19 protein-coding genes are annotated in these 21,171 nt (G+C 36.1%); 10 read left to right on the forward strand and 9 right to left on the reverse strand.

What is annotated here, in order from left to right:
* Positions 1–42 precede the first annotated feature (42 nt).
* From E0F89_RS08025 to E0F89_RS08055, 7 genes are all read right to left on the reverse strand, one after another.
* Positions 43–1,296 carry a CinA family nicotinamide mononucleotide deamidase-related protein gene (locus tag E0F89_RS08025; protein WP_131909274.1) on the reverse strand — a complete coding sequence of 418 codons (1,254 nt, stop codon included), beginning with the start codon at positions 1,294–1,296 and terminating at the stop codon, positions 43–45.
* 75 nt (positions 1,297–1,371) lie between these two features.
* Complete coding sequence (locus E0F89_RS08030) at positions 1,372–2,040, reverse strand: hypothetical protein (protein ID WP_131909275.1); 669 nt, start codon at positions 2,038–2,040, stop codon at positions 1,372–1,374.
* A 226-nt stretch (positions 2,041–2,266) separates the two neighbouring features.
* On the reverse strand, positions 2,267–2,611 hold the full coding sequence (locus E0F89_RS08035) for an Hpt domain-containing protein (RefSeq protein ID WP_131909276.1): 345 nt from the start codon (positions 2,609–2,611) through the stop codon (positions 2,267–2,269).
* Complete coding sequence (locus E0F89_RS08040; RefSeq protein WP_113634358.1) at positions 2,611–3,222, reverse strand: fumarylacetoacetate hydrolase family protein; 612 nt, start codon at positions 3,220–3,222, stop codon at positions 2,611–2,613. The genes E0F89_RS08035 and E0F89_RS08040 overlap by 1 nt, the downstream gene beginning before the upstream one ends.
* 42 nt (positions 3,223–3,264) lie before the next feature.
* Entirely contained in the window at positions 3,265–4,041 is a 777-nt protein-coding gene (locus E0F89_RS08045; RefSeq protein ID WP_131909277.1) for a 3'-5' exonuclease, read from the reverse strand.
* Between the two features lie 145 nt (positions 4,042–4,186).
* A complete protein-coding gene (locus E0F89_RS08050; protein WP_131909278.1) occupies positions 4,187–5,512 on the reverse strand; it encodes a dihydrolipoamide acetyltransferase family protein in 1,326 nt (441 codons plus the stop codon).
* An 84-nt stretch (positions 5,513–5,596) separates the two neighbouring features.
* Positions 5,597–6,784 carry a glycosyltransferase family 2 protein gene (locus tag E0F89_RS08055; RefSeq protein WP_131909279.1) on the reverse strand — a complete coding sequence of 396 codons (1,188 nt, stop codon included), beginning with the start codon at positions 6,782–6,784 and terminating at the stop codon, positions 5,597–5,599.
* A gap of 240 nt (positions 6,785–7,024) precedes the next feature.
* On the opposite strand from E0F89_RS08055, the gene E0F89_RS08060 reads away from it, so the two are divergent.
* From E0F89_RS08060 to E0F89_RS08075, 4 genes are all read left to right on the forward strand, one after another.
* Positions 7,025–7,993 (forward strand): T9SS C-terminal target domain-containing protein, encoded by a 969-nt coding sequence (locus tag E0F89_RS08060; RefSeq protein WP_243699497.1) that lies wholly within the window; start codon positions 7,025–7,027, stop codon positions 7,991–7,993.
* Between the two features lie 80 nt (positions 7,994–8,073).
* Positions 8,074–9,936 carry an ABC-F family ATP-binding cassette domain-containing protein gene (locus E0F89_RS08065; protein ID WP_131909280.1) on the forward strand — a complete coding sequence of 621 codons (1,863 nt, stop codon included), beginning with the start codon at positions 8,074–8,076 and terminating at the stop codon, positions 9,934–9,936.
* Positions 9,937–10,272: 336 nt separating this feature from the next.
* Positions 10,273–10,578 (forward strand): hypothetical protein, encoded by a 306-nt coding sequence (locus E0F89_RS08070; protein WP_131909281.1) that lies wholly within the window; start codon positions 10,273–10,275, stop codon positions 10,576–10,578.
* A 55-nt stretch (positions 10,579–10,633) separates the two neighbouring features.
* Positions 10,634–11,083: a Gmad2 immunoglobulin-like domain-containing protein gene (locus tag E0F89_RS08075; protein ID WP_131909282.1), complete on the forward strand. Its 450-nt coding sequence runs from the start codon at positions 10,634–10,636 to the stop codon at positions 11,081–11,083.
* 170 nt (positions 11,084–11,253) lie between these two features.
* Here E0F89_RS08075 and E0F89_RS08080 read toward each other — a convergent pair whose 3' ends face one another.
* Positions 11,254–12,801: an SDR family NAD(P)-dependent oxidoreductase gene (locus E0F89_RS08080; RefSeq protein ID WP_131909283.1), complete on the reverse strand. Its 1,548-nt coding sequence runs from the start codon at positions 12,799–12,801 to the stop codon at positions 11,254–11,256.
* A 177-nt stretch (positions 12,802–12,978) separates the two neighbouring features.
* Between E0F89_RS08080 and E0F89_RS08085 the strand changes: the two genes are divergently transcribed.
* Positions 12,979–13,803, forward strand: a complete 825-nt coding sequence (locus tag E0F89_RS08085) for an O-methyltransferase (RefSeq protein ID WP_131909369.1) — start codon at positions 12,979–12,981, stop codon at positions 13,801–13,803.
* 55 nt (positions 13,804–13,858) lie between these two features.
* On the opposite strand, the gene E0F89_RS08090 is transcribed toward E0F89_RS08085, so the two are convergent.
* Positions 13,859–14,545 carry a DUF6565 domain-containing protein gene (locus tag E0F89_RS08090; protein ID WP_131909284.1) on the reverse strand — a complete coding sequence of 229 codons (687 nt, stop codon included), beginning with the start codon at positions 14,543–14,545 and terminating at the stop codon, positions 13,859–13,861.
* 339 nt (positions 14,546–14,884) lie between these two features.
* Between E0F89_RS08090 and E0F89_RS08095 the strand changes: the two genes are divergently transcribed.
* The 5 genes from E0F89_RS08095 (at position 14,885) to secA (ending at position 21,089) form a co-directional block, all read left to right on the forward strand.
* The gene (locus E0F89_RS08095; protein ID WP_131909285.1) at positions 14,885–15,571 is read left to right on the forward strand and encodes an ABC transporter ATP-binding protein; all 687 of its coding nucleotides are present in this window, start codon (positions 14,885–14,887) and stop codon (positions 15,569–15,571) included.
* Positions 15,572–15,733: 162 nt separating this feature from the next.
* A complete protein-coding gene (locus tag E0F89_RS08100; RefSeq protein WP_131909286.1) occupies positions 15,734–16,591 on the forward strand; it encodes an ATP-grasp domain-containing protein in 858 nt (285 codons plus the stop codon).
* Positions 16,592–16,622: 31 nt separating this feature from the next.
* Positions 16,623–17,192: a cob(I)yrinic acid a,c-diamide adenosyltransferase gene (locus E0F89_RS08105; protein WP_131909287.1), complete on the forward strand. Its 570-nt coding sequence runs from the start codon at positions 16,623–16,625 to the stop codon at positions 17,190–17,192.
* A 248-nt stretch (positions 17,193–17,440) separates the two neighbouring features.
* Positions 17,441–17,662: a DUF2795 domain-containing protein gene (locus E0F89_RS08110; protein ID WP_007138072.1), complete on the forward strand. Its 222-nt coding sequence runs from the start codon at positions 17,441–17,443 to the stop codon at positions 17,660–17,662.
* An 85-nt stretch (positions 17,663–17,747) separates the two neighbouring features.
* On the forward strand, positions 17,748–21,089 hold the full coding sequence (gene secA, locus E0F89_RS08115) for a preprotein translocase subunit SecA (protein ID WP_131909288.1): 3,342 nt from the start codon (positions 17,748–17,750) through the stop codon (positions 21,087–21,089).
* Positions 21,090–21,171: the final 82 nt, after the last annotated feature.

A 21,171-nucleotide genomic window follows, 5' to 3' on the forward strand; every position in this document is an offset into this window, starting at 1 on the left:
AGGGTGCAAAGAAAAGAAAAATAAACCTATTAACCAACAATATTATCGCACATTTTTCAAAATTTCTTTCTGTAATAGTTCCAAACTTTTAATTACCGCTCTATCTATCACTTTTTCACGGGGTTGACCAAAATTAAATTCTTCAACAATTATTTCATTTGGCGTAGCTAATGCGATAAAAACAGTTCCTAATTCCGCGTTTGAGTCTCCTTTTGTCGGACCGGCATTTCCCGTTGTCGCAATTGCATAATCCGTTTTCATCATCTTTTTTACACTCAACGCCATCCCCGAAACTACTTCCCTGCTCACCACTGAATATTCGTTTATAAGACTTTCCGGAATGCCTAAAACATTAATTTTCACCTCTGTTCCGTAAGAAACTACACTGCCTTTAAAATAGCTCGAAGCTCCCGGAACCGATGTTAACAAAGCTGCAATTTTACCTCCGGTGCAGCTTTCGGCACTCGAAATGGTTTTATTTTGCTTTACAAGCATTTTACCAACCACAACTTCGATGGTTTCTTCATCATCAAAACCACCAATTATATCGTGAATAAGTGCATCAAGAGAAGCTACATTTTCATCAATAGCCGCTTCTAATTTTTTCTTATCGATACCTCGGGCAGAAAGTCGCAAACGAACTCTCCCAGGACTTGGTAAATAAGCCAATTTGATGAATTCCGGAAGGTTATTTTCCCAATCTTCGATTCGTTCCGCCACCAGACTTTCGCCCTGTCCGTACGTCAGAATTGTTTTATGGATAATATACGGACGTTTGTATTCCCGAACTACTTTAGGGATGATTTCATTTTCTACCAAATATTTCATTTCATAAGGAACTCCGGGAAGCGAAATAAAAACGGTATTTTCCTTTTTCATCCACATCCCCGGCGCAGTACCCACCTGATTGTGAAGCACCGTACATTTTGATGGAACCAGCGCCTGATCTTTATTGATTTGCGATGCTGTTCTGTTCATCACACGCTCAATAAGCTCAATAACATGCTTTTCGACCGCTTCATCAATGATCAGTTCATCTTCAAAGTAATCACAGAATGTTTTCTTGGTCACATCATCTTTTGTTGGCCCTAAACCGCCCGTAACAATCACTAAATCTACTTTGTTTTGAAGAGAGGCAAACGTATCTAAAATATGCTTTTTATCATCACTTATCGAAATCATTTCGTTGATTTCAACTCCAATTTTGTCTAACGATTTGGCAATAAAACCAGAATTTGTATCGACAATTTGACCTATTAAAATTTCGTCACCAATGGTAACTATAGTTGCTTTCATTTATTTAATTAAAATTTTAAATTTATCTCTACCACTACAATCAAACAATGTATACTTGCTCACTTTAGGATTTGTTTAATCACATTCTGCAGGGATTTCTAAAAATTTTTGGATTTTTGCAAATTGTGAAAGTTTATAGATAAACTCATACTGCTTTTTATCGTGACTAAGGGAGAAAATTTCTTTTGCAATACCATTTGGTCTGTTTTTACTTGTTGCACTAACATCGAATATACTTGAAAACATCATTAATGGAGGATGAAAATCCGTATTGTTTTCTACAATGTAATTTGAGATTCCACGATTATATCTTTTCGACTCTGCATTTTTACGATACTTCATCTCATAATTCTGATAGGAAATTCCATTGATTAAAGTATCCTTTTTATTGATAAAATCAAACCTCGCCGAATCGTATTTGCGCTTGTCTTTCTGATATTGAATATTTTCACAACTCAACACCATGGTTTCAGCTTTAAAAAAATCATTTTTATCAATTGTGGAAATACTGCGAATGCCTTTTTCATCCTTAAAATCCATTTTGAAATTCAAATTATCCTCTTCATAAACATAAACGCTATAACTATCGTCTTCAGAATTAGTTAAAAGGTATCGTTTCTCTGGTTTTGAAGTTTCATTTTTCTGAAAATTATATTCAATGATATAATTAAAAGAATAATTTTTCTGAGAATATATGGTAAATGAACAAAATAAAAAAAACAGAAGTCCTATTTTGTCTTTCATATTTGTCTTTTAAGTTCAAAGGAGTGTGTTTGTTTTTTTAAATAAGTAGCATTAAATAAATAGTATTCACTTGCAATTTTCGTGAGAGATAAAAGTGAAAATCCTCCCGCTTTTCCGGGAGATTACTTCACCTAATTATATTTTCATAGGAGTTCAATGAACTTCGTTTGTAACGGATAGCACGACCACGCTGTAACGATAGTGAAAACGTGGTCACGCCACAATATTACAAATCGAAATCTTTTTTGATTTCTTTAATAGCGTCGTTGACTTGGTTTTTTACGCTCTTAAAAGTTTCTTTAATGTCTTTCTTTTTACCTTCAGCTTTCGTCCAGGCTTCGACCTGAAGAATCTCTTCAAAAGCGACGTTTAAACCCATCAAATCTAAGGTTGGCTTTATCTTGTGCGCATAGGCATAAGCATGCTTGTGGTCTTTCTTTTTAATTCCTTCCTTTATTTGTTGTAAATCATCTGGAACTTCGGTAACGAATAAAGTCAGAATTTCATTTACAAATTCCGGATCGTTGTCTGAAAGTGCGTACACTTTTGAAAGGTTGTAGTTTATAGCCATTATTTTACTTGTATTCTAAATAGTTGTTGTCCTTCTAAAAATCCTTCCAAAACGTCGTCTGGCTTTACAGCAGCGACTCCTTCCGGGGTTCCCGTAAAAATAATATCACCAATTTTTAACGTAAAAAACTGAGAAACATATGAAATGAGTTCGTCAATTTTCCACAGCATAAAACTAGAATTACTTATTTGTACTGTCTTATTATTATTGGTTAATTCAAAAGTAATATTTTCTAGTGAACTAAATTGATTTTTTGGCAAAAATTCACCTATAACTGCCGAGCCGTCAAATGCTTTTGCTTTTTCCCAAGGCAGTCCTTTTGCTTTTAATTTATCCTGTAGATCACGAGCGGTAAAATCGATTCCGACACTAATTTCATCATAATATTTATGCGCAAATTTAGGTTCGATGTATTTCCCCACTTTACTTATTTTGACAATAATTTCAATTTCATGGTGCACATCTTCCGAGAATTCCGGGATTACAAACGGGTGTTGTTTCAACAATACAGCCGAATCCGGCTTCATGAAAACTACCGGTTCCGTTGGTCTTTCGTTATGCAATTCCTCTATATGATTGGTGTAATTCCTACCGATGCAGATTATTTTCATTTCTTGTTAATTAAAAAATTAAATGATTAAAAGATTCAAAAATTAGCTTAATTTATTATTCAGTTTTCGAAGTTTAATCGCTGTTAAAACTTTTTTGGTATACAACGGAAAATCAGCATTTTGAATCCAACTGAAATAACCGGGTTCTGTTTCCAAAATTTTACCCACTTTTACTCCTTTATGTTTTCCAAAAGTGAAAATTTCTTCATTGTCTTTATCAAAAGCTATCATTCCGGCAAAATCAGCGATTTTTTTTCGAGTTGTAAACTCTGATAATGATTTCATGTCGTTTTCCAGTTCCGGATAACGGTCCAGTTGTGCTTTCAAAATTTCATAAGTAGCCATCGTATCTGCTTCTGCAGAATGCGCATTTTCAAGCGTTTTTCCGCAATAAAACTTATGTGCCGCGCTTAAAGTTCGCTCTTCCATTTTATGAAAAACAGTTTGCACATCTACTGAAACTCTATTTTTCATGTCAAAATCTACTCCGGCACGTAACATTTCTTCGGCCAATAACGGAATATCAAAACGATCTGAATTAAATCCAGCCAAATCACTGTCTTTAATCATATTATAAACTTGCGTCGCTAACTCATTAAAAGTAGGTTCATTCGCCACTTTTTCATCAGTAATTCCATGGACAGCCGTTGTCTGCGGCGGAATTGGAATCGTTGGATTTACCAGCCAGGTTTTGCTTTCTTTATTTCCGTTTGGAAAAACTTTGAATATTGAGATTTCTACAATTCTATCTTTCCCGATGTCAATTCCTGTGGTTTCAAGATCGAAAAAGCAAATTGGTTTATTGAGTTTAAGTTCCATTTTTAAATTTTGTGTGGTTACAAATATAGAAATTTGGGTTTAATTCCGTTTAAAGTTCCACCTTTAAAGTTCCAGAAGACCTCAAAAAAAGAAAACCCGATTGATTTTTGAAAATCAATCGGGCTTTTATTGTAATTATAAAGTTTTAAACATCTCTGTTTACATCAAATGCTTCTAAATATTCAGCGACTCTTTTTACAAAACTACCTCCTAACGCGCCGTCGACCACTCTGTGATCATAGCTGTGCGACAAGAACATTTTCTGGCGAATCCCGATAAAATCTCCATCGGGAGTTTCAATTACCGCCGGCATTTTACGGATTGCTCCAAGGGCTAAAATACCCACTTGCGGCTGATTCAAAATTGGCGTGCCAAAAACACTTCCAAAAGTTCCGACATTCGTAACCGTATAGGTTCCGCCTTGTGTATCGTCCGGTTTTAGTTTACCCGCTTTTGCGCGACCACCTAAATCGTTTACCGCTTTGGCCATTCCTACTAAATTCAATTGATCCGCATTTTTAATAACGGGAACAATTAAGTTTCCGTTTGGTAACGAAGCCGCCATTCCAAGGTTGATATTTTTCTTTTTGATGATATAATCGCCATCAACAGAAATATTCATTCCAGGATAATCTTTCAACGCTTTCGCAACCGCTTCCATGAAAATTGGGGTATACGTCAACTTCTCTCCTTCTCTCTTTTCGAAAGTATTTTTATTTTTCTCTCTCCATTTTACAATATTCGTAACATCGACTTCAATAAATGATTGTACGTGAGCCGAAGTTTGTACCGAAGCGACCATATAACCCGCAATCAGCTTGCGCATTCTGTCCATTTCTATAATTTCATCACCACCACTTACAGAAACCGGAGCTGCTTTTTGAGCCACTGGAGCAACAACAGGTTTTTGAACTGCGGCAACCGGAGCGGCAACTGCAGGCTGGCTAGTTCTATTTTTTACGTAGTCTAAAATATCATTTTTAGTTACTCTTCCTTCTTTTCCTGTGCCTGAAATTGCTGCTAATTCAGCAACCGAAACTCCTTCTTCTTTAGCGATATTTTTCACCAAAGGCGATAAGAATTTTTCAGATTCCGAATAATCAGCAGAGAAATCCTTTAAAGAGGCATCATTTTCTTGGGTTACAGACACTTCCGGTTTCACCGCTTTTGTCAATTCAGCAATAACCTCAGGAGCAACCGCTTCATTAACAATTGAGACACGTTCTCCACCTTCGGTTTCAATAATTGCGATAGTTTGACCCACTTGAACCAAATCATCTTTTCCGAACAATTGTTCAACCAAAATTCCGGAAACTTCGCTTGGCACTTCACTGTCTACTTTGTCTGTAGCAATTTCAAGTACAGCTTCGTCAGCTTCAATTCTGTCTCCCACTTCTTTTAACCAGTTTGTAATGGTTGCTTCTGCAACGCTTTCTCCCATTTTTGGAAGTTTTAATTCAAATCTTGCCATATTGTTAACCTAAAAGGTGATATTGATTTTCAGTTTGCGAAATTACTAAATATTTCAAATATAAATTACATTAAATGTAATTTATTACTCTATTTCTATAATCTCACCTCTCTCGTTACTATTGTTACTTCCTATTAAAAAATTAGCGGTTTTAGGTATAATTTTAAAGGTAATCCCTTTAATCCTTGACGATTCGAGAATTGCGATACATTCTTTAAAAGAAATGAATTCGTTATCTAAAATAAATTCCACTGCTTTTTTGTTTTTAACAGAAGACGAAATTACCATTTTTTCTGTTTTTAAATCGTGAAACCGGACTTTATTTTGCAAAACAAGATGCAGTTTATCCGCTAATTTTTCGTTTTCCGAATACAAAAGATATGATTTTGGAACTGTTTTTATTACAGATTTCCCTTGAAACATTTTTACCAAAGAAAAAAACACGATTCCTGTCTTCATAAAAATCGAGAATAACGCGGATCCCGAACCATCGGGACTAAAATGCTTTTTGTAAAAGAAATTCATTGCTTGCTGAAACCGCTTCATATACGTTTCGTCCTTAACGGTGCTTTCTCCTTTATAATGGATTACGGTCGTTTCATGGAAATAATAATTCGACTTTCCTTTTAGCAAAATCCGATAAGACAAATCGATATCATCTGAATACATGAAACAATCTTCATCAAATCCGCCCACTTCAACATACAAATCCCTTTTCAAGAACATAAATGCACCCACAAGAATGTCTACTTTTCCTGTTTGGTTTTCGTTTAAATCTTGCGCATAATATTTTCCAAAAGTTTTTGATTTGGAAAACAATTTATACAAACTGGTAACCTTTGTAAAAGCGACCCAAGGTGTTGGAACACCCCGTTTACTTTCGGGCAAAAAATTTCCCGCTCCATCGATGAGTTTGCAACCTACAATTCCTAAACTATTCTTCTCGACTGCGTCCGAAGTGACAAAATTCAAAATTTTCACAAACGTATCTTCGGCGACAACCGTATCGGGATTCAAAATACAAATGTATTCGCCTTTGGCTTGGGCTACGCCAATGTTGTTGCCTTTTGGAAAACCAATATTTTCGTTATTTTGAATGAGTTTTACGTTTGGAAAACGATGTTTCATCATGGCACAACTGTCATCGAAAGAATTATTATCGATTACAATGATTTCACCGTCAATGGTTTCTAAAGCGTTCTGAACGCTTAAAACACAGAGCTCGAGGAAATACCGAACGTTGTAATTGAGGATAATGACGGATAACTGCATTTTTCAAAGATATATTTTAAGATGTAACAACACAAAGTATTAAGGTTACAAAATACAAAAACATGTTTCCCTTTAGCCCCGATTACAGTGAAAATCCTTTGAGAGGAACGAACAAAGATTGAAGCGGAAAGCGGGAACTATATCAGCAAGTAAGCCTAAATCATTCGCTCCAAATTCTAATTATAAACTTGAGAAACTTTACTTTTGTTACATATTAACGAATCTCAAGATAATAATTCATTGAAAAAAATATTCTCACTAGCACTATTATTTGCCATTTGTACTTCGCAAGCTCAAATTTTAGGTTGCATCGACCCACTCTCTAAAAACTACAATTCTGCCGCAACTGTAAATGACGGAAGTTGTGACTATGCGTCGGCAAGAATTAAACCTAAATATTCGGTAAAATTAGATGCCATTCTGAAAGAAACTTCCAGTTTAATACAAAGCGATTCTCTTTTTTGGACCAGTAATGATGACACTGACACGGCACTTTATGAGATTGACAACAAAGGTGTTATTCAAAATAAAATTGAACTAAAAAACGTAACCAATACCGACTGGGAAGAAATTGCGCAAGACAATGACTATTTTTACATTGGCGATTTTGGGAATAATGTCTCCGGAAACAGAAAGGATCTTCATATATTACGAGTTGAAAAACAGTCGCTTTCGCAGCACAATCCAAAAATTGATACGCTGTCTTTTTCATATTCCAATCAAACGGATTTTAAAAAAGCAAAGGCCAATACAACCAATTTTGATTGCGAAGCATTTGTTGTTTCCGGTGACAGTATTTACATGTTTACCAAAGAATGGAAAGAAAAAAGAACTAGTGTTTATGTAATTCCAAAACTTCCCGGAAACCATATTGCAAAACTGAAAGAATCCTATAATGTGAAAGGATTAATTACCGCAGCAACCTATCTTGCCGAAAAAAAACTGCTGGTTCTTGCTGGCTACAGCAAGTCTTTATCGCCTTTTCTGTATCTGTTTTACGATTATAATGAATCCGGTTTTTTCTCCGGAAACAAGAGAAAAATTAAAATTGCGCTTCCGTTTCATCAGATGGAAGGCATCAGCACGTTAGATGGACTTCATTACTTTCTAACCAATGAAAATTTCGCCAGAAAACGAATTATTAATGTCCCGCAGCAGTTACATCAATTTGATTTAAGCGCATTTTTAGCCAATTATCTGAAACAATAATTGTTAATGAAAACTTAGATTCGACTAAACTATTGGCAAATCGTCATTTAATAGCTTACTTTTGCAAAAAATTTAGCCCTGTGAATTATCTTTCTGTAGAAAATATCTCGAAATCTTTTGGTGAACGTACTCTTTTTAAAGACATCTCGTTCGGAATCAATAAAGATCAAAAAATTGCCTTCATAGCCAAAAACGGTTCTGGAAAAACGACTATTATGAGTATCATTAATGGTTTGGAAGAATCAGATACCGGACAAGTCGTATTGAGAAAAGGAATCAAAATGGCGTTTCTTTCGCAAAACAATAATTTGCAGGAAGAATTGACGATTGAAGAAAGCATTTTCGCGTCGGATAATGAGACGTTGAAAGTGATTGAAGCCTATGAAAAAGCATTAGAAAATCCCGAAGATGAAGAAGCCTACCAAAAAGCTTTTGACGGAATGGATCAGCACAATGCGTGGGATTTTGAAACGCAATACAAGCAAATTCTATTCAAATTGAAGTTGGAAGATTTCAAGCTGAAAGTAAAAAATCTTTCGGGTGGACAGAAAAAAAGATTGTCACTTGCTATTATTTTGATCAATCGTCCTGATTTATTGATTCTGGATGAACCTACGAATCACTTGGATTTAGAGATGATTGAATGGCTGGAAAGTTATTTTACCAAAGAAAATATTACGTTGTTTATGGTGACACACGACCGTTTCTTTCTAGAGCGTGTTTGTAATGAAATCATCGAATTAGACAATGGAAAATTATACCAATACAAAGGAAATTACTCGTATTATTTAGAGAAAAAAGAAGAACGCATCGCATCTGAAAATTCAAGTGTGGATAAAGCGCAGAATCTTTTTGTGAAAGAACTGGAATGGATGCGCCGTCAGCCAAAAGCGAGAACGACAAAATCGAAATCGCGTCAGGATGATTTTTATGATATCAAGGAAAAAGCACAAAGTCGTCGCCGTGAAAACAAAGTAGAGCTTGAAATTAACATGGAACGCATGGGAAGCAAGATTATCGAGCTTCACAAAATCTCCAAAAAATTCAAGGATCATGTCATCATGGATAATTTCAGTTTTGATTTTCAGCGTGGCGAACGCATTGGAATCATCGGAAAAAACGGAACCGGAAAATCGACATTTTTGAATTTATTGACCGGAACTTTGCCACTTGATGGTGGAAAAGTAGTGATTGGTGAAACAATAAAAGTAGGTTACTACACGCAAAGCGGGATTAACCCAAAACCGGGACAGCGCGTGATTGATGTTATTAAGGAATATGGAGAATTCATTCCTTTGATGAAAGGAAAATTGATTTCGGCTTCGCAATTGTTAGAGCGTTTCTTATTTGATGCTAAAAAACAATATGATTTTGTGGACAGATTGAGTGGTGGAGAATTGAAACGTTTGTATTTATGTACGGTTTTGATTCAGAATCCGAACTTCTTGATTCTGGATGAGCCGACCAATGATTTGGATATTGTAACATTGAATGTTTTGGAAAGCTTCCTTTTGGATTATCCAGGTTGTTTGGTAGTAGTTTCGCATGATAGGTATTTCATGGATAAAATTGTGGATCACTTGTTCATTTTTAGAGGTGATGGTGTAGTTGAAGATTTCCCTGGAAACTATTCTGATTTTAGAGCCTACGAAGACAGTACTGATGTGGCTCAAAAAGAGGAAAACAAAGCTGAAAAGAAAGACTGGAAACAAAACAATCCAACTGGAAACCTGACGTTCAACGAGCAAAAAGAATTCCAAAAAACAGAGAAAGAAATCAAGGATTTAGAGCTTCAGAAAGTAGCAATTGAGCAATTATTCTCAGACGGAAAAATCGATGATGCCTCAATTGAAAAGAAAGCTAACGAATTGAGAAACATCATCAATAAAATTGAAGAAAAAGAGGAAAGATGGTTTGAGCTTAGTGCGAAAATCGAAGGATAAAAGGCCTTTAACCCCCGAAGGGAAATAGAAGCACACATTTGATTACAATTTACAACCCCAACACTTTTAGCAGTAACGCTAAAACTGTTGGGGTTGTTTTTTCTAGAAAGAAAATTTAATCGGTTATTACTATTTAAGGTATTATCTAAAATGATGATATTTGTAAGACACAATAATCGTTTTTAGTATATCAACAAGAATTAAAAGTATTTGTTGGATGAAAAAATGTTCTCGATGCAATAGCCAAAAAACGATTATTCATACCCGATAGCGCGGGTTTGCAATCCATGCCCGTTACAACAAGATTTTAAAAGCTGAATAAAAAACCTAAATCCAATGAATCTCAAAACCACTTTATCAAAATATTCTGGGAAGCCAAACTCATTATTTAAGAAAATTTTTGTGACGTTTTCATTTGCCTATTTACCCTTTTTAGTATTGTTTGTTATCTTAGTGAGTTTTGGACTTATGCCTGTAAACTTTAACAATGAAGATATTTATGGTTTAAATGGAGTTGTGGTTTTAGTTTGCTTTGCTCCTATTTTTGTTTTTATGTTCAGCGCTTTTGCTTACTTGTGGTTTTTATTTGGAAATTTCATTTTACAACTATTTGTTACGCTTTTACCTGAAAACAAACAATAGCCACGACATTACCAAACTGCTAAAAAAATCGACTATAAAAACAAAAAACACAACTATGAAATGGACAATTTTGTTATCGGCACTACTATTATTCGCTTGCAATAAAAAGGAAACTCTGCGCACTACTATTGTAAAAGACACTTTAACCATTCCTGATAGCACTAAAGTAGTAAAGGCTGAAAAGCCAGAAATTCTTTTGCCAGAGCAATATTCTAATGCACGTTTCAAAGAAGTAACTGTCGAACGTATAGATGAAAATAATTTCCGAGTACGCGGAAAAGGGCAAATCTTTGAGGCAAACTTTAATTGGATTATTGAAGACGGACACGACGAGTTAAAGACGGGGTTTCAGACTACTGATGCGGGAGCTCCCGAGTGGGGCAACTTTGACTTTACAATTACTGTTGAGAAAAAACGAGAGAATTCTAAATTGACTCTCGTTCTATTTGAATCAAGCGCTAAAGATGGTAGCCGTCAACATGAACTCCCGATTGTTCTTTTTTAAGTTTAGCTCGCTCTTAAAAACTTGCAATAGTTTTTGGTTAAGCTATGTAAATGTCTTTGACTTTGTGACAACAATAGTAGTGATAAAAAAACCACAACAAAATCCAATTCTGTTATGGTTGTTTTATTCTGTGACTATTTTTAATTCCCCCTTCGGGGGTTAGGAGGCTTTTACCAAGGAATCGGATTATAATCTTTCAAGAACTTTCCAGACCAATGTTTTCCGGTATTGATACCGTCAAACAACGGATCCATCACTCGTGCTGCTCCATCTACAATATCCAATGGCGGCTGAAAATCTTCTTCTTCCTGTTTTCTTTTGGCTAATTCTGCCGGATCTTCGTCGGTTACCCAACCTGTGTCAACTGCATTCATAAAAATTCCATCTTTTGCCAATGTTCCAGAGGAAGTGTGCGTCAGCATATTCAGGGCGGCTTTGGCCATATTGGTATGCGGATGACGGTCTTCTTTGAAAAAGCGGTGAAACTTCCCTTCCATTGCCGACACATTGATGATGTGTTTTTTTCCAGTGTTGTCTTTCTTCATCACTTCCGAAAGGCGGTTGCACAATACAAAAGGTGCTACGGAATTCACCAACTGCACTTCTATCATTTCGGTTGTTTCTATTTGTCCCAATCGCAAGCGCCAGCTGTTGGTTTTTCGTAAATCGACTTGCTGCAAATCGGCATCGAGTTCTCCTTCCGGAAAAACTTCATTTGCCACCAAAGCATTATCAAACGAATACGGAATCTGCGATAATTTGGCAGAAGCCCGCAACCCAATTCCAGGTTCCGGTCCGTGCCAAGTCACCGGCATATTTTGATTAGAAGAAGCGCCTGCTGTCAATACTTTTAGTTCATCCAAACAATTGGTATGATCCAGCAATAATTCTTGCGCTTGTTTTGGCAAGGAACCGATAGAACGCTCTTCATTTTCCATTAAATGAGTGTAGAATCCTGCAGGACGTCTCACGGTTTGCGCCGCATTATTAATCAGAATATCCAATCGCTCGTATTTTTGCTCTATGAAATTGCAAAAAATCTCAACGCTCGGAATGTGTCTTAAATCCAATCCGTGAATTTTCAAACGATGTCCCCAATCTATAAAATCGTCTTCCTTAGAAAAACGCAAAGCGGAATCCACCGGAAAACGAGTTGTAGCAATAACTGTTGCTCCACCACGCAATAACATCAACGTAATGTGATACCCAATTTTTAAGCGAGAACCTGTAATAACAGCAACTTGTCCCTTTACATCGGCAGTTTGAAAACGTTTGGCATAATTAAAATCTCCACAATCCGTACACATCGTATCGTAAAAGTGGTGCATTTTAGTAAACTCGGTTTTACAAACGTAACAATTTCGGGGAGTTTCCAATTCCAACTGTTCTTTGAGGGCGAGATCATTGTAAGCCAATAATTTTGGCGCCATAAAAACACTGGCTTCACGCGCATGCCGAATTCCGGTTTCCTTTCGGGCAGTTCGGTCGCGTTTTTCCATTTTGCGTTTGGCAGCCACTTTTCCATCTTTTTTTCTGCGGGAAAGTTCGTCACGGTCGGGTCTGGAAAACATTCCTGCAGCTTTGATTAAGGCAGTTCTTTGTTCTTTTGGAATATCAAATATTTGGTCGGTATCGGTATTCAGTTGTGCCAAAATAGCGATGCATCGGTCGATTTCTTCCGAGCTTATAGCAGTTTTATGTTCTATTTGTTCAATCATTATCGTAAAAATGGGTCTTATTCTTAGTGTAAATTCCAAGGGCGCAAATATAGCCTTTTTAAAGTCGGAAAGTTTCAAAGTCATAGAGTCAAAAGTCCGAGCATGAAGATGATAGTATTGCATTTTGACTTTCGGCTATTATCTCACTATCTTCGCGCCTATTTTGTACAAGTCAATATGTTATTTCAAATAAAATCGTACCTTAAATTCCTTTGGCACTCCAAAAACGAGCATGCTGTACATTCGCCGTTTGTGTTTAATTTGTTGACAAAATGTTTCTATGACAAAAAATCAAAACCAGAATATGCTGTTTTAAAAAAGTACAGAAATTCACTTTTAACAAACAAAAATACGATTGAAGTCACTGATTTTGGTGCGGGTTCGAAAGTTTTCAAATCCAATACAAGAGTAATATCCAAGATTGCGAAAACTGCTGGGATTTCTGCAAAGCGAGCCGAATTACTATTCAGAATCACTCATTATTTTCAACCGGACAGTATTTTAGAAATCGGAACTTCTTTAGGATTAGCGACTTCAGCACTTTCTTTAGGATCCAAAAGCGTCGGGAGAAAAGCAAAAATAATCACTTTAGAAGGTTGTCCGCAAACGGCTGGAGAAGCTCAATTGCAATTTGAAAAATTCAATTTTGATAATGTAGAATCTGTTGTAACAACGTTTAATTTTTATCTAGACAAATTGAATACATCATCGAATACCGCAACTGAACACTCCAAACTGAATATTGAACACTTTTCCTTAATTTACTTCGACGGTAATCACTCCAAGAAAGCTACTTTAGAATATTTTGAAGTCTTACTTCAAACAATAACAAACGAAACCGTTTGGATATTCGATGATATTCATTGGTCGCCAGAAATGGAAAAAGCATGGGAAATCATAAAAAAGCATCCAAAAGTGACGGTAACCATTGATACGTTTCAATGGGGATTCGTATTTTTTAGAAGAGAACAACCAAAAGAACATTTTATAATTCGAACCTAAAAAAAAAATGACAGCCATTGCTGACTGTCATTTCTATATATACATCAATTAGTGCTTATTCTTTAGCTCTTTTCATTTCACCTGCTTTTGCACCCATTCTGTTCAAGGTATACATTGGCGAGAATTTCAATTTTAAAGCAGCAATTTTTCTGTTGTCCTCAGAAGACAATCCTTCTTTTTCAACAGTATTTTTTCTGCTGTCTAATGCTTCGTACATTAATTTTACTTCATCCCAGTCTTCACGAGTATATTTATCTTTATTAGCCTCTACTGTATTTACAAACTGTTGGTAAACACCAAGAATATTAGATGCAGTAACCCAAGTAAATTTCATATCATCACCTATTTTTCCTTCACCAAATAAGGCATTTCTTAAAGATTGTTTTCCTGAAGTACCTACTGCTGTAGCTGTAGTTGTTACCGCTGCTGCTGCTCTTTGAGCTTCAACTTTAGCTTTCAAAGCTTCATATTTAGCTCTACTTGCATCAAGACGTGCTTGAGCATCTGCATTATCTTCCATATTTGCTAAAGCCGCTTCAGCTTCACTGCTTCTCATTTGGTACGTAGCATCAATTCCTTCCCAATTTCCTTGTGCATCTTCAGGAGAAACATTCCCTAACGAGTCTACATACACTACATAAGCATCAACTGATTTAGTTGCCATAACAGTTTTGTCATCTTTACAAGATGTAAATCCAATAGCAAGTAACGCTATCCCTAAAGCTAATTTTGTATTTTTCATAATTTCCGATTTTAATAATTATTAAGACAAATTTAAGAAATTTATTTAATATTCAATACACATCCAAAAATCTTATAAAATATTCAAATAATTGTGAAATAAACTAGAATTAAATGTAAATTATATAATTAAATACTAAAATGATATAAAACTTTGTCATCTATTTTTAGTATCAAAAACCGAGAAATACCATAAACAAAATATTCGCAATGGATTAGCAGTCGTACTTTTATATTAAAATAAAAAATGTAACAAATTTTTAAAAAAACTACTTATTAAATATTCAAATGGCTTTTGTACTTTTAGAATCTAAAGCTGCTTATTAAAATAAAAATAGAAATGGCAAACCCGCTAATTAAAATAACCAATATCAAACGAGATTTTGTACTTGGAAATGAAATCGTTTATGTTCTTAAAGGAATTGATTTAGAAATAAATAAAGGCGAATATGTAGCATTAATGGGACCTTCAGGATCCGGAAAATCAACTTTAATGAATCTCTTAGGCTGCCTTGACACGCCAACTTCCGGTAGTTACATTCTGAACGGAAAAGACGTCAGCCAGATGAAAGATGATGAACTAGCCGAAATTCGAAACAAAGAAATAGGATTCGTTTTCCAGACTTTCAACCTTTTACCCCGAACAACTGCCTTAGACAATGTGGCTTTACCAATGATTTACGCTGGTTTCTCTAAATCAGATAGAAATAAACGCGCCACCGAAGTTTTGGAACAGGTAAATCTTGGCGACAGAATGGATCACCAGCCCAATCAGTTATCAGGAGGACAACGCCAGCGTGTAGCCATTGCCCGCGCTTTGGTCAACAAACCTTCAATCATTCTTGCTGATGAGCCAACCGGAAATCTGGACAGCAAAACATCGCTTGAAATTATGAAACTTTTTGGGGACATCCACGCTAATGGCAACACCGTAATTCTGGTGACGCACGAGGAGGAAATCGCCGAATACGCTCACAGAGTTATTCGTTTGCGTGATGGACTAATCGAAAGCGACACCACGAAATAACTTTTTTTCAGGAGCTTAATCCGGCTATCCGTTACAATCTTTTCTACAAGTTTCCCGCCTACAAAAGGCTGGCAGCTTTTAGAAAAGGATTTCCACTATTATCCGGGCTAGGAAATCCAAACCACGATTGCACTTAGAATTCCAAATAACACCTATCAAAAAATGAAAATCGCCATACTAACCTGCGAAAAACTTCCCGATTTAAATCCCGAAGATCAAAAAATAATTCCGGCTTTGGCCAAACATAATATAAAAGCCACCGCCGCTATTTGGAGTGACAAAACCATCAGTTGGTCTGAATTTGATTATCTGGTTTTTCGCAATACTTGGGATTATTTCGAAAAAGAAACCGAGTTTAAAATTTGGCTCGACCAAATAGAAAAACTGGGAATAAAGACATTAAATCCAATCAAAATAATCAAGCAAAACATCCATAAGTTCTATTTGCGTGAAATGGAGCAGCAAGGAATCCCGATTTTACCCACCGTTTTCATTGACAAGACAGAACATCTTAATCTTGCTGAACTGATTCCTGCGCACTGGAAAAAAGCGGTAATAAAACCGGCATTTTCGGCAGGATCGTATCTAACCGAAGTTTTCGAAATTTCCGAAGTTGAGGCAATCAGCGGGAAATATAAAAGTATCGCTGCAGAGAAAGAGTTGCTTTTGCAGGAATTCATGCCCGAGATTCAAACATTGGGAGAAACCTCTTTTATCTTTTTCAATAAAAAATTCTCTCACGCGGTAAACAAAAAACCAGTTGATGGTGATTTCAGGGTGCAATCGCTTTTTGGAGGAAAATATACTTTGGTTCAGCCCAGCCCAGAAATGATTCAGAAAGCCCAAAAAGTTGTCGACACTTTTAAGGAAGATCTCTTATACGCACGTGTAGATGGAATTCTGATTGACGAAGAACTTTATTTAATGGAAATTGAATGCATAGAACCCGATTTATATTTCAATCTGAGTGAAAACGCAATGGAACGATTTGTTGCGGAAATAGTGGAATTAATACGCTAAATTTGTTTTTTTTAAATAAAATAAACGGTAGATGAAAGTATATACAAAAACTGGGGATAAAGGAACAACAGCACTTTTTGGCGGAACCAGAGTCCCAAAAGATCATGCCCGCATAGAAAGTTACGGAACCGTTGACGAATTGAATTCCCATATTGGTCTGATTCGCGATCAGGAAATGAATGCACATTACAAAGAAATTCTTATTGAAATTCAGGACCGTTTATTTACTGTTGGTGCTATTTTAGCAACCCCACCAGAAAAAGAGGTAATGAAAAACGGCGAACTTCGTTTGAAAAAACTAGGAATTATAGAATCAGATATTGAATTATTGGAAAATGAAATTGATGCGATGGAAGAAGCATTACCGCCAATGACTCATTTTGTACTTCCTGGTGGACATACTACCGTGTCATATTGTCATATTGCACGTTGTGTTTGCCGAAGAGCAGAGCGTTTAGCAGTGCATTTAAGCCACAATGAACCCGTTGCTGAAATCGCTATCCAGTACCTGAACCGACTTTCTGACTACCTTTTTGTGTTGGCACGAAAGTTGTCTCATGACTTGAACGCTGCCGAGGTTCAATGGATTCCGAGGAAATAAGATTTCAGATTGAAGATTTACGATTTTTGATTTCAGATTTATTGAAAAGTTAAATCTATATTTATTTTAAATGATTACAAACGATTTAAAACCGGGAAACAGCATTTTTTAAAATCAAAAATCGTTAATCAAAAATCAATAATCAGCAATCAAAAAAGACGTTCTTAACTTTAACTAAAAATAAATCATTTTTTACTTGTATTTTTCAGTAAAAAATTTATTTTTGCACAAAACTAAATCGACAACAGATGTATTGGACATTAGAATTAGCATCTTATTTAAGTGATGCACCGTGGCCTGCTAACAAAGATGAACTTATTGACTACGCTATTAGAGCAGGAGCTCCATTAGAAGTAGTAGAAAACCTTCAATCTATTGAGGATGAAGGCGAGATATATGAATCAATGGAAGAAATATGGCCAGATTATCCTACTGACGAAGATTATCTTTGGAATGAGGATGAATATTAAAAGGTAAACCAATAAAAAAGTCTCAAAAGAGGCTTTTTTTTGGTTTAAATTTACAGAATTACACAATTAGAAATAAAAACATATCATGAGTTTCATTAACAGTATTATTAAAGTCTTTGTTGGCGATAAGTCACAAAAAGATGTCAAAGCTTTACAACCTTATCTCAACAAAATAAAAACTTTCGAAGAACCTCTAAAAGCATTATCACATGATGAACTTAGAGGTAGAACGATCTTTTTTAAAGACAAAATAAAACAAGCTCGTTCAGAAAAAGATGCGAAAATCGCAGCACTGAAACAAGAGGTGGAAAGCATTGTTGATATTGACAAAAGAGAAGATATTTACGTAGCCATTGACGCTCTTGAAAAAGAAGCCTACGATGTCTCCGAAAAAACATTGATGGAAATTCTTCCGGAAGCTTTTGCAGTGGTAAAAGAAACAGCAAGACGTTTCAAAGACAACACGCAAATAGTGGTAACGGCAACTCCAAAAGACCGTGAACTTTCAGCAATAAAAAGCTACATCACTTTAGATGGAGATACTTCTATTTGGGCAAATTCATGGAGTGCTGCAGGGAAAGAAATTACTTGGGACATGATTCACTATGACGTACAATTAATTGGCGGAATGGTTTTGCATGAAGGAAAAGTAGCTGAAATGCAAACCGGTGAAGGAAAAACATTGGTGGCAACTTTACCGCTTTACTTAAATGCATTGACTGGAAACGGTGTGCACCTTGTAACTGTGAATGATTATTTGGCAAAAAGGGATAGTACTTGGAAAGCGCCTTTATTCGAATTCCACGGTATGACTGTAGAATGTATTGACAACTATCAACCAAGTTCAGAAGGAAGAAAAAAAGCCTACGATGCCGATATCACTTACGGAACCAATAATGAATTTGGTTTTGACTATTTGAGAGATAATATGGCGCATTCACCTGAGGATTTAGTGCAACGAAAACACAATTTTGCAATTGTCGATGAGGTCGATTCTGTATTAATTGATGATGCCAGAACACCATTGATTATTTCAGGTCCGGTTCCGCAAGGAGATCGTCATGAATTCATGGAAATGAAACCGAAAATTGAAAATTTAGTTAGCATTCAGAGACAGTTGGCAAACGGTTTCTTATCTGAAGCAAAAAAGTTAATCAAGGAAGGAAAAACTAAAGAAGGTGGAGTTCAACTATTAAGAGCCTACAGAGCGTTACCAAAAAATAAGGCATTGATCAAGTTTTTGAGTGAAGAAGGAATTAAACAATTGCTTCAAAAAACTGAAAATCAATACCTGGAGAATAACAAAAAAGAAATGCACAAGATTGATGAGGCATTGTATTTTGTTATTGAAGAAAAAAACAATCAGGTTGAATTGACGGATAACGGAATCAAATATCTTTCAGGAGATACTGATGCCGACTTTTTTGTCCTTCCGGATATTGGAACTGAAATTGCCGCTATCGAAAAGAAAAAATTAGATAAAGACACGGAAGCAGAAGAAAAAGAAAAATTGTTTCAGGATTTCGGTGTAAAAAGCGAGCGCATTCACACGTTGACACAACTTTTGAAAGCCTACGCTTTATTCGAAAAAGATGTAGAATATGTGATCATGGACAACAAAATCATGATTGTTGATGAGCAAACTGGTCGTATCATGGACGGTCGTCGTTATTCTGACGGATTGCACCAAGCGATTGAAGCCAAAGAAAATGTAAAAATCGAAGCTGCCACTCAAACATTTGCAACCGTTACTTTACAGAATTACTTCAGAATGTACAACAAACTGGGAGGAATGACTGGAACTGCATCTACGGAAGCAGGTGAGCTATGGCAAATATATAAATTGGACGTGGTAGAAATTCCTACGAACCGACCAATGGCAAGATTAGACAAAGAGGATTTTATTTATAAAACAACTCGTGAAAAATTCAATGCCGTAATCGAAGACGTAACTGAATTGTCTAAAGCAGGAAGACCAGTTCTTATTGGTACGACTTCTGTAGAGATTTCAGAATTATTAAGCCGAATGTTGAAAATGAGAGGCGTTGCACACAATGTCTTGAATGCAAAAATGCACAAACAAGAAGCACAAATTGTTGAAGAAGCAGGAAAACCTGGAGTAGTAACTATTGCAACCAACATGGCTGGTCGTGGTACCGATATTAAATTATCTGCCGAAGTAAAAGCCGCTGGTGGATTAGCAATTGTAGGTACGGAACGTCATGATTCTCGTCGTGTAGACCGTCAGTTACGTGGTCGTGCAGGACGTCAAGGTGATCCTGGAAGTTCTCAGTTTTACGTTTCTCTTGAAGACAACCTAATGCGTTTGTTTGGTTCTGAAAGAGTGGCTAAAGTAATGGACCGAATGGGATTACAGGAAGGTGAAGTGATTCAGCATTCTATGATGACTAAGTCTATCGAACGTGCTCAGAAAAAAGTAGAAGAAAACAACTTTGGAGTTCGTAAGCGTTTATTGGAATATGATGATGTTATGAATGCGCAACGTGAAGTGGTTTACAAACGTCGTCGTCATGCCTTGTTCGGAGAGCGATTGAAATTGGATATTGCCAACATGCTTTATGATACCTGCGAAGTTATCATTGGAGAAAACAAAGCGACTAACAATTTCAAAAACTTTGAGTTTGAATTGATTCGTTATTTCTCTATCACATCACCAGTTACCGAAAGTGAGTTCACGAAGTTGAGCGAAATGGAGTTAACAGGAAAAGTATACAAAGCAACATTAGACTATTATACAGAGAAAACGGAAAGAAGCGCCAGAGAAGCTTTCCCGATCATAAAAAGTGTTTACGAAGATAAAAACAACCAATTTGAGCGCATCGTTGTTCCGTTTACTGATGGAATAAAATCGTTGAATGTGGTTACTGATTTGAAAACTGCTTATGAAACGCAAGGCGCGCAATTAGTGGCTGATTTCGAGAAAAACATCACTCTAGCAATTGTAGATGAAGCTTGGAAAAAACACTTGCGTAAAATGGACGAATTGAAACAATCAGTTCAACTTGCCGTTCACGAACAAAAAGATCCGTTGCTAATTTACAAACTGGAAGCTTTCAATTTGTTTAGAGCAATGATTGACAATGTCAATAAAGAGGTAATTTCATTCTTGTTCAAAGGGGATTTACCAGCTCAAGAAAACCAACAAATTCAAGAAGCGAAAGAAGTTGCTCCGGTAGAAGATTACACGACTTCAAAAGATGAAATCGTAAGTAGCGAAGCTGCAAACCGTGAGGTTGGACAAACGCAACAACGTCAAGTTACCGAAACTATCATGAGAGATATGCCAAAAATTAATCGCAACGATAACGTTACGATTCAAAACGTGGCCAACGGACAAATACAAGAAATGAAATACAAAAAAGCCGAAAGCCTAATCGCTTCAGGACAATGGGTTGTCGTTAAATAAAAACCGTTTCAATTTCTTACTATTACATTCCCCAATTACGAAAGTAGTTGGGGAATTTTTTTGCGCCTTATTTTCAGAAGCC

The sequence above is a fragment of the Flavobacterium caseinilyticum genome (assembly GCF_004349085.1).
GTDB lineage: Bacteria > Bacteroidota > Bacteroidia > Flavobacteriales > Flavobacteriaceae > Flavobacterium > Flavobacterium caseinilyticum.